Source organism: Mucilaginibacter sp. (assembly GCF_036383575.1).
GTDB lineage: Bacteria > Bacteroidota > Bacteroidia > Sphingobacteriales > Sphingobacteriaceae > Mucilaginibacter.
In genome coordinates this window covers 1-6,006 of record NZ_DASVOB010000415.1, presented here as the reverse complement: position 1 = coordinate 6,006, position 6,006 = coordinate 1, and the positions used below count along the sequence as shown (strand labels likewise).

Sequence of the window (6,006 nt, the reverse complement as noted above, 5' to 3'; positions counted from 1 at the left end):
TATTGTACCGGGATCACCAATATCGATCCGATGAAGTATAACCTCCTGTTTGAGAGGTTCCTGAACCCCGACCGTAAATCGATGCCCGATATTGATACGGATTTTGATGATGCCGGCAGACAGCGGGTTATTGATTATGTGGTTGATAAATACGGCAAAAACCAGGTAGCACAGATTATTACCTATGGTTCAATGGCTGCGCGTACCAGTATCCAGGACGTAGATCGTGTGCTGGATATGCCACTGGCCGATGTAAGTGCCATGAAAAAGCTGGTGCCCGAAACATTGGGTATCACCCTGAAGGATGCCATTGAGCAGGTTCCCGAATTGAAGGAGATCCTGAACGGTAATGACCTTAAAGCGCAGGTACTGCGTGAGGCTGAAAAACTGGAAGGCTCGGTACGTAACACCGGTGTGCACGCCGCAGGTATCATCATTGCCCCTTATGACCTTACCGATATCGTACCTGTAGCTACCGCTAAAGATTCGGACCTGCTGGTTACTCAGTATGACGGTCGTGTAATTGAGGATGCGGGTGTAATTAAGATGGACTTTTTGGGTTTGAAAACCCTTACCATTATTAAGGATGCCCTACGGATGATCAGGCAAAATCACGGTGTAGTGATAGATATCGACTACATACCGCTTGATGACCTTAAAACTTACGAGCTTTATCAGCGTGGCGATACCAACGGTACTTTCCAGTTTGAAAGTGATGGTATGCAAATGTACCTGCGCGAGCTTAAGCCCGATAAGTTTGAGGACTTGATTGCCATGAACGCACTTTACCGTCCGGGCCCGATAGAGTATATACCAAACTTTATTTCCCGTAAGCATGGCCGCGAACCTATTGTGTTCGATTTGCCTGATATGGAAGAGTACCTGGGTGAAACCTATGGTATTACTGTGTACCAGGAACAGGTGATGCTTCTGTCGCAAAAGTTAGCAGGCTTTAGTAAAGGTGATGCCGACGTTTTACGTAAGGCGATGGGTAAAAAGCAGATTGAAGTACTGAATAAGATGGAAGCCCAGTTTATGGATGGGGCAGTAGCTAAAGGCCACCCCAAAGATAAGCTTACCAAGATCTGGACCGACTGGAAAGCATTTGCCCAGTACGCGTTCAATAAATCGCACTCTACCTGCTACGCTTTCGTGGCATACCAAACTGCTTATTTAAAAGCGCATTATCCGTCAGAATATATGGCGGCGGTTTTAAATAACCAGAACAATATTGAAAAAATCACCTTCTTTATGGAGGAATGCCGCCGTATGGGTGTTGAGGTGTTAGGACCGGACATCAACGAGTCGGACATGGCCTTTGCGGTTAACAAACGCGGACAGGTACGTTTCGGTTTAACAGGTGTTAAAGGCGTGGGCGACAAAGCGGTAGAAAGTATCATTGAAGAGCGTACAGCTAATGGGCCGTTTGAGACGGTATATGATTTTGCCCGTCGTTCAAATACCCGCAGTGTAAACCGCAAATCATATGAAAACCTGGTTTATGGAGGTGCATTTGACGGTTTCAATATTCCCCGTGCTCAGTTCTTTGCCAAAACTGAACTGGGTGTGTTAACAGGTGTTGAACGCCTGATCAAATATGCCAACGATTATCAGAATGTTCAAAGCAGTTCGCAATCGTCGTTATTTGGCGGTTCGGTAGCTTCGTACGTACCTGAGCCGGCTATGCCTGATGTTGAAGAATGGGCGCTGATAGAAAAGCTGAAATACGAGAAAATGGTTATCGGGATCTATTTAACCGGTCACCCTTTGGACAATTATAAAGTTGAGCTTAAGCGTTTCTGTAACGCCAACATCAGCGATTTGAAACTGATGCAAAAAGCGCGCTCGGGTGAAGGTGGCGAGGATGTAACTGCAGCGTTCAATGAGTTGCGCCGCCGCGGTGAATTGCGGATAGGCGGCCTTGTATCAAGTGTTCAGCATAAAATGACCAAAACAGGCAAGCCATTCGGTACGTTTGTGTTTGAGGACTATAATGAGTCGTATGAATTTGCCCTGTTTGGCGACGATTATGTAAAGTTCCGTAATATGATGATGGAGGGATACTTCCTGCATATTAAGGGCAACATTGAAGAGAAATTCCGCCAGAAAGATAACTGGGACCTGAGGATCATGGTAATGGACCTGCTATCGGAAATGCGCGATAAACTTACCAAGTCATTAACTGTGTGTATTGATGTGCAAATGCTCAATAGTAAGCTGTTGGATGATATTCAGCACATGATAGATGATAATAACCAGAAGTACCCGGTAAAAAACTGTAAACTCCGTTTCCAGATCAAGGACAGGGAAGAGGTTATGCTGGTTGAACTCTCATCAAAATCATTCAAAGTAAACCCAAGTGATGATTTTATGGCCGGGATCCATAGCTTGACCAATGAGGAGCCGGTGTTAAGTTAGATTTCAGGACTACTTAAATTCATGTCATTGCGAGCGTAGCGTGGCAATCGCATACTATACAGAGTGGCTACGTTTTTGTGCGGCTGGTTCAGAGTTTTCTCTTAGTAGGCGGATTTACTCGTCATCTTGGTTGTTATAGTTGATTTTATAAGTTAAATTTGTTTAAAAGCTATAACATGGGAACAGCTGAGATAAGAGAAAGACTTCATGAGTATATCCGTTTTGCCGACGATAAAAAAGTTCAGGCAATATATACCATGGTCGAAAGTGAGATAGTGGAAGAGCTTAATCTATGGGAAGATCAGGATTTTTTAAATGAAATGAAAAATCGTGTTGATGAATATGAAAGCGGTAGAGCTGAAATAGTATCCTTTGAAGATTTTAAAAAGAATATTAGGAATAGATAATATTCATGTTTTATACAGTCGAAATCCTTTTAAAGGCACAAGTAGAACTTTTAAAATCCCTGGAATGGTATGATGAACAATTGGAGGGATTAGGAGATCGATTGGAGTTTTCCGTTTTGAAGAAAATTAACAGCATAGCGAATCACCCACTTCTTTATCCAAGTAAGAAATCTGATTTTCGGGAATGTAAGGTTGATGACTTTCCTTTTCTGATAGTCTACAAAGTGAATAATCAGAAAAAGCTGGTAACAGTTTATTCTATATTCCACACAAGCCGTCGTCCGGGGAAGAAATATAGGAGCAATCTATAACGAATATTATTTCTATACGGTTCAACTCGCGCCCGTTTGCAAACGAGCGCAAAGCCTTATGCCGTTTCCTTTACTACCTCATCATCCTGCTTTATCAAAGTATAACAAGTATAATCAGGCTTAATGATCTCGCCGTTAGCGTTGGTTACGGTCATGTAATGGCTGCCCCACGTTTCGAGGGTGTAAAATATAGACGATAGTTCCTGGCCGATGGGAGTGAGGGAGTATTCAACCCTTGGCGGTACTTCAGGAAAAATATGACGGGTTACGATACCATCCTCTTCCAATTCGCGGATCTGTTGTGAAAGCATCTTTTCGGTCATGCCCGGAATGGCCCGGTTTATCTCGCTGTATCGCTTCTGCCCGGATAATAATTGGTTTATTATACTCAGTTTCCACTTGCCGCTGATCACGCTGAGGGCCGCTGCCATCGTGCAGGAATGATCTGAATGTCTGTTTTTTGTCATAATGAAAAAGGCGATATATCGATTGCATCAAACCGGCCCATAACCTACCAAAAAGTATGTTGCACACAAAATGGTGCATTCTTGTGGGGCGCTTTAACCCGGTGTATCTTTGATGTATCAAAACAAAGATAATGAAAAAGTTACAAGGAAAAACAGCAGTAATAACAGGCGGAAACAGTGGTATAGGCCTGGCCACAGCACAGGAGTTCATTGCACAAGGTGCAAAAGTGATCATCACTGGCAGGAATCAAAAATCAATTAATGAAGCAATTGAAATACTTGGTGCCGATGCTCAGGGGGTAATTGCCGATAGCGGTGACATGAACCAGGTTAAACAACTTGGCGAAAAAGTAAAAGCCATTGCCGAAAAAATTGACATCGTATTTGTTAACGCAGGTATAGGCCAGTTCAACTCAACCGAGCAAATGAGCGAGCAGATGTTTGACGATATCATGAATATCAACTTTAAAGGCGCTTACTTCAGCATTCAGCAGTTATTGCCTTTAATTAACGATGGCGGTTCTATCATCCTGAATACTTCAATCAATGCACACATAGGCATGGCCGGCGCAACTGTTTATGCAGCAAGTAAGGCAGCATTGCTTTCATTAGCCAAAAACATCTCAGCCGAGTTGCTACCACGCCGGATCAGGGTTAACTCTGTAAGCCCGGGCCCGGTTGTAACACCTTTACATACTGCCGATAAATTAGGCTTAACCCAGGAACAACTGGAAGGCATGGGTTCTGAACTTATAAAACAGATACCTATGGGCCGTTTTGGTTTAGCAGAAGAAATTGCTAAAACAGTAACCTTCTTCGCTTCTGATGATTCAACATTTATAACAGGTGCCGAGCTGATTGCCGATGGTGGTATGGCCACTTTAAAGGGTGCCTAATTAATAAAGAGAATATTTGTCCGGGTCCTCACAAGTTTGGGTAATGTGAGTTGTTATTGAGGATATGGATAATGTATTAACTAATGACCGGTGGCTGTTGCCTCCGGTCATTTTTTGTGTTGATAAGGAAGAAAATACAGCTGAAGATGCCAATAAATAAGGCGATTACCCCATCAATGCATATACCACCAAATAATAGCGGTACACTAACCAGTCCGCACCGTGAGGAAGGTGTCTGAATAAAATAATGAATAAATATAGCTGTTGATACGATACCTAAAACCCAGGACAATACAGTGCTGCCAATTATAGGTAAAATAATGCGACCATTTATTCTTAATGCCGACAGATAGATCTGTACCACAGGTGCTATAAGGCAAATTAATAAGATATACATTTCGCTATAAATTATATTTGAAACCCTTTATCGATGTGCCTTGTAGTATGATAATAAACCAATAATCCCTATCAGCGGAACTACAAAACATACATTTAATAACCCCAGCGCTATAAAACCAGTACATCCCGTTGCGCATTTAATATCGGCAGGTAAACCATAAAGTGAAATTATAAACGCAAGTGCAGCCAGGCCCGCTGCGAGTAAAAGCGATAAAAGAAAAATTATTGATATCGGTAATCTCGTTTGGTCTTTTATCCGGCGCAATGATAGTTTCCATTGCAGTATTGGTGCAATCAGAATAAGGATCAAAGGGATAACAAATAGGAGCATATTGTATAGCGGTAATGTTAATTAATACCGCAAATGTTAAAAAGTAACCCGCCTGTATAGTTGTATATATGCGCTGTAAACAGGTAATTTGTGTTATTACGTCATGTCGCAAAGCGGTATTTTGTGGTGCGAATGCGACAAATGGTCATGTTTGTGTTAAGTGGCTTATTGATGATAATATAATTGTCACATTGTCAGTTGTACACTTGTGGCAAGCAATTTGAATAGCATATATTTGTAAATACAAAATTTAAAAAATAGAAATCATGGCTTTAGAAATAACTGATGCAAACTTTGACGAGCTTGTCCTGAAATCAGACAAACCGGTATTAATTGACTTTTGGGCAGAATGGTGTGGTCCGTGTAGGATGGTAGGTCCGGTAGTTGAAGATATTGCAAAAGAATATGAAGGCAAAGCTGTTGTTGGTAAAGTAGACGTTGACAACAACCCAGGTATATCTGTAAAATACGGTATCCGTAACATCCCTGCCTTATTGTTCTTCAAAAATGGCGAAATTGTGGATAAACAAATTGGTGCTGTGCCAAAATCAGTATTAACTGATAAACTTGCAAAACAGTTAGCATAACTCAAAGAGGCTTATTTAATGCCACACACTGTAGCATTAACACAACATACTGAGTCGTCCTAAAATAGGTTGACAGAAATTAATGCTTTAAAGATAGTCCTTGTTGGTCGATACCAGCAAGGATTTTTTGTTGATGTACAAATTGAGGTGTTTGATAATTTAAAGCCAAATGAGGTCTTCGACAGTTATA

7 protein-coding genes are annotated in these 6,006 nt (G+C 41.7%); 5 read left to right on the top strand and 2 right to left on the bottom strand.

Features of this window, described 5'->3' with window-relative positions:
* The 3 genes from VF500_RS14535 to VF500_RS31790 form a co-directional block, all read left to right on the top strand.
* Nucleotides 1-2,418 (top strand): DNA polymerase III subunit alpha (locus tag VF500_RS14535; protein ID WP_330860357.1); only part of this gene is annotated, 2,418 nt, incomplete at its 5' end.
* Nucleotides 2,419-2,594: 176 nt separating this feature from the next.
* Nucleotides 2,595-2,825 carry a hypothetical protein gene (locus VF500_RS14530; RefSeq protein ID WP_330860356.1) on the top strand — a complete coding sequence of 77 codons (231 nt, stop codon included), beginning with the start codon at nt 2,595-2,597 and terminating at the stop codon, nt 2,823-2,825.
* Between the two features lie 5 nt (nt 2,826-2,830).
* On the top strand, nt 2,831-3,136 hold the full coding sequence (locus tag VF500_RS31790) for a type II toxin-antitoxin system RelE/ParE family toxin (RefSeq protein ID WP_091221820.1): 306 nt from the start codon (nt 2,831-2,833) through the stop codon (nt 3,134-3,136).
* A gap of 56 nt (nt 3,137-3,192) precedes the next feature.
* Here VF500_RS31790 and VF500_RS14525 read toward each other — a convergent pair whose 3' ends face one another.
* The gene (locus tag VF500_RS14525; protein WP_330860354.1) at nt 3,193-3,603 is read right to left on the bottom strand and encodes a helix-turn-helix domain-containing protein; all 411 of its coding nucleotides are present in this window, start codon (nt 3,601-3,603) and stop codon (nt 3,193-3,195) included.
* Between the two features lie 131 nt (nt 3,604-3,734).
* Here VF500_RS14525 and VF500_RS14520 point away from each other — a divergent pair, with 131 nt between their 5' ends.
* Nucleotides 3,735-4,499: an SDR family oxidoreductase gene (locus VF500_RS14520; RefSeq protein WP_330860353.1), complete on the top strand. Its 765-nt coding sequence runs from the start codon at nt 3,735-3,737 to the stop codon at nt 4,497-4,499.
* A gap of 76 nt (nt 4,500-4,575) precedes the next feature.
* Here VF500_RS14520 and VF500_RS14515 read toward each other — a convergent pair whose 3' ends face one another.
* Nucleotides 4,576-4,896, bottom strand: a complete 321-nt coding sequence (locus VF500_RS14515; protein ID WP_330860352.1) for a hypothetical protein — start codon at nt 4,894-4,896, stop codon at nt 4,576-4,578.
* A 599-nt stretch (nt 4,897-5,495) separates the two neighbouring features.
* Between VF500_RS14515 and trxA the strand changes: the two genes are divergently transcribed.
* Complete coding sequence (gene trxA, locus VF500_RS14510) at nt 5,496-5,816, top strand: thioredoxin (protein ID WP_022831961.1); 321 nt, start codon at nt 5,496-5,498, stop codon at nt 5,814-5,816.
* Nucleotides 5,817-6,006: the final 190 nt, after the last annotated feature.